We start from the raw sequence: 2,805 nt of genomic DNA on the forward strand, positions 1-2,805 counted from the left end.
AAGAGCGATAGCCGGGAATACGGACGCGCCCGTCTGCATGTGGTGGATGGTAATGATCCCCTGCTGGGATTCATACCTCAGGAGAGCCAGGTGTGGATGTCCCACGGCGATACGATCGTTCGTATACCGGAGGGTTTCCGGGCGATTGCATCAACCGATGATGTAGCTTTGGCCGCTTATAAGGTGGATAATGAAAAAACCTGGGGGGTACAGTTTCATCCTGAAGTATTCCATACCGAACGGGGAACGGAAATATTGGATAATTTCCTCGCTGTTTGCGGTATGAAGAAGGATTGGACTCCTGCCTCATTTATCGAAACGACCGTACAGGAGCTAAAAGAACAATTGGGTGATGATAAAGTGATCCTTGCCCTTTCAGGTGGTGTGGACTCGTCGGTAACGGCAGTGTTGCTCAACAGAGCCATCGGCAGGAATCTTACGTGTATTTTTGTGGATCATGGCCTGTTGCGTAAGAACGAGTTCGAAACTGTCCTGGAGAATTACGAACACCTGGGACTGAATGTTATCGGTATAGACGCAAAACAGTATTTCTACGAAGAACTGAAGGGGGTAACCGATCCTGAACGCAAGCGCAAGATCATCGGGAAAGGATTTATCGATGTTTTCGACAGGGAGGCCCACAAATTGAAAGATATCAAATGGCTGGCACAAGGAACCATCTATCCCGATATTATCGAGTCGCTTTCTATCACGGGGGTTACTATTAAGAGCCACCATAACGTGGGGGGGCTGCCCGAAAAAATGCACCTGAAATTGTGCGAGCCGCTGAAGCTTTTGTTCAAGGATGAAGTGCGTAAGATAGGGCTGGAGTTGGGCATGCAGCCTCACCTGATCCACCGTCATCCGTTTCCCGGGCCGGGGTTGGGAATCCGGATACTGGGGGATATTACCCCTGAGAAGGTACGTATAGCACAGGATGCCGATGATATATTTATTTCGAATCTCCGTTCGACCGGGCTTTATGATAAGGTGTGGCAGGCGGGCGCCATTTTGTTGCCGGTGCAGTCGGTCGGGGTGATGGGTGATGAGCGTACCTATGAGAATACGATTGCATTGCGTGCCGTGACATCGACAGACGCTATGACGGCCGACTGGGCACATCTGCCTTACGAATTTCTGGCGAAAGTATCGAACGAGATCATCAACAAGGTAAAAGGGGTCAATCGTGTGGTGTATGATATTTCATCGAAACCCCCCGCCACCATCGAGTGGGAATAATCCCTGTTACAATTCCGGTTGTTTCAGCTCCGGGTACACAATTCGGGAATGATACATTGTGGCCAGTTTTTCTACAAAAACATCTTTCACGGTCTGTATATCTTTGAAGGTGATGGGTGCTGATTTGAAGTAACCCTCAGCCAACTGGGCGTCAATGATCTTGTCTACCAGGTTGCGCAGGGCCTGTTCCGTATATTCGGGCAGGCTGCGCGACGAAGCTTCCACCGCATCGGCCATCATCATGATAGCGGTCTCTTTCGAGAACGGATTGGGGCCGGGATAACGAAAATCGGCTTCGTTGGCCTCTTTGCCGGGATTGGCATTTTTCCATGAGATATAAAAATATTTGGGCATGCTTGTCCCGTGGTGTGTCTCGATAAAATCGACGATCTGCTGGGGGACATTGTGTTTCTGTGCGATCCTCACTCCATCTTTCACATGATTGATAATAATGCGTGCGCTCTCTTCGAAAGGTAATCCCGCATGAGGATTCATACCCGCCACTTGATTTTCCGTAAAAAATGCGGGATTTGCCATTTTCCCGATGTCGTGATACAGCGCTCCGGTTCTTATCAATGAGGCATTCGCTCCCAGTTTTGCCGCCGCCGCCATTCCCAGGTTAGAGACCTGTAATGAATGCTGGAAAGTTCCCGGTGCTTTTTCAGAAAGATTTTTCAACAGCGGTTTGTTGATGTTGGAGAGTTCTACCAATGAGACGCCGGAAATAAATCCGAATGACCTTTCCACCAGATAGACCAGCGAATAGGAGAACATGATAAAGATGAAGTTGATAAGGAAATAGGCCAGCACCACCCAGTTGATTTCCTTCACGTTTCCTTCCTGGTACAATTCCAGCCCGAGATAGACCAGGATATAGGTGAACAGGATAAAGAAAGAACTCTTGATTAGTTGGGAACGTTCCGACAACTCTTTCAGCATAAATATGGATGCCATGGCCACGCAAACCTGGATGACAATAAATTCGAAGGGGAACGGTACCATGAGGGAACTCATGATGATGGTAATGAGGCTGGCAAACAACGCCGTGCGCGAATCTATAAAGGTGCGGATAAGAATGGTGACGATAGCGTAAGGGATAATATAGATGCTGAAGAGTTCAAACCTTACGGTAACAGCCGTGAGCAGGACAAAGAAGGTTATCAGCAGCACCATAAAAATCACATGTTTCCGGTTGCGGTATTCTGCCGGCCGGAAATAGAGGAGATACGTATAAAATGAGGTAAACATAAATAATATGAGCAGGAACTGTCCAAGCAGCATCCAATGGTTCCTCGTAGTGCCGCCGCTCCGTTCCTCCGTTACCCGTTTCAGTGAAGAGAGTATGTTGTATGTCTGTGCATCGACAATTTCACCCTGGTCGATAATGCGTTGGCCCCTTTGCACCATCCCCCGGCTGATATCGACCTGTTGAATGAATTCATTTTCCGCCTTTTCCGAGGTAGCCATATCAAACAGCACATTTTCGCGGATATATTCATTGATGTTGGCGGCTTTGAGGATATTGGCGTCGATCCCGCCCTTGCCGACGATCAGGATGGAATCCAG

The 2,805-nt window shown here is 48.5% G+C and carries 2 protein-coding genes; one reads left to right on the forward strand and one right to left on the reverse strand.

Translation table 11 applies throughout. The features are described 5' to 3' along the window. On the forward strand, positions 1-1,239 hold a 1,239-nt coding region (gene guaA, locus Q0502_RS14295), incomplete at its 5' end, for a glutamine-hydrolyzing GMP synthase (protein ID WP_298652035.1). 6 nt (positions 1,240-1,245) lie between these two features. Here guaA and Q0502_RS14300 read toward each other — a convergent pair. Continuing rightward, the coding region (locus tag Q0502_RS14300; RefSeq protein ID WP_298652038.1) for an HDIG domain-containing metalloprotein at positions 1,246-2,805 on the reverse strand (1,560 nt) is incomplete at its 5' end.

It is taken from the genome of uncultured Proteiniphilum sp., from assembly GCF_937873925.1.
Lineage (GTDB): Bacteria > Bacteroidota > Bacteroidia > Bacteroidales > Dysgonomonadaceae > Proteiniphilum.